The sequence below is a fragment of the Rhodococcus cercidiphylli genome (assembly GCF_033042225.1).
In the GTDB taxonomy this organism is placed as follows: domain Bacteria; phylum Actinomycetota; class Actinomycetes; order Mycobacteriales; family Mycobacteriaceae; genus Rhodococcoides.
The window spans coordinates 1-964 of sequence record NZ_JAWLKE010000027.1 but is presented as its reverse complement, the minus strand read 5'-3'; the positions used below and the strand labels follow the sequence as shown (position 1 = coordinate 964).

Annotated in this window: 1 protein-coding gene; it reads left to right on the top strand. The window is 64.6% G+C overall.

What is annotated here, in order from left to right:
* Nucleotides 1-964 (top strand): AMP-binding protein (locus tag R3P95_RS26060; protein ID WP_317549901.1); only part of this gene is annotated, 964 nt, incomplete at both ends.

The window sequence follows — 964 nt, the reverse complement described above, 5'->3', positions numbered from 1 at the left end:
TGGCTCCGGTTCGTGGTCCGCGGTCTGTGGTGGGTGTGGTGTTGCCGGAGTTGTTGGCTGGTGCGGTGGGTGTTGCTGGTGTCGGTGGTGTTGCGGTGGTGTCGGGGTCGCGGTCTGTTTCGTATGGTGAGTTGGATGCGGCGTCGTCGCGGTTGGCGCGGATGTTGATGTCGTGTGGGGTGGGTCCGGGGTCGTTCGTGGCGTTGGCGTTGTCGCGGTCGGTGGAGTCTGTGGTGGCGGTGTGGGCGGTGGCGAAGGCCGGTGGTGCGTTCTTGCCGGTGGATCCGAATTATCCGGTGGATCGGATCGAGCACATGTTGGTCGATTCGGGTGCTGTGGTGGGTGTGACGTTGGGTGCGGATGTGGGTGCGCTCTCGGGTGTGGGTGGGGTGTCGTGGGTGGTGCTCGATGATCCGGATGTGGTGGCGGATCTGGCGTTTCGGTCGTCTGCTCCGGTGTTGGATGTGGAGCGTTCGGGTGTGTTGCGGCTCGATGATGCGGCGTATCTGATTTACACGTCGGGGTCGACGGGTGTGCCCAAGGGTGTGGTGGTCACTCATCGTGGTGTGGGGAACTTGGCTGCCGAGGAGCGGGTTCGGTTCGGTGTGGGTCCGTCGTCGCGGGTGTTGGCGTTCGCGTCGCCGAGTTTCGATGCGTCGATTCTCGAGTTCGTGTTGGCGTTCTCGGGTGGGGCGACGATGGTGATTGCTCCGCCGTTGGTGTTCGGTGGGGTGGAGTTGGCGTCGTTGCTCGCCGAGGAGCGGGTTTCGCATGCGTTCGTCACGCCTGCGGCGTTGGCGTCGGTGGATCCGGTGGGGTTGGAGTCGGTCGAGGTGGTGGTGACCGGTGGTGATGTGTGTGCGCCGGAGTTGGTGGCGCGGTGGGCGCCGGGTCGGCGGATGTTCAATGCGTACGGTCCGACGGAGGCGACGATTTTCTCGTCGATCTCGTCGGCGTTGGTGGT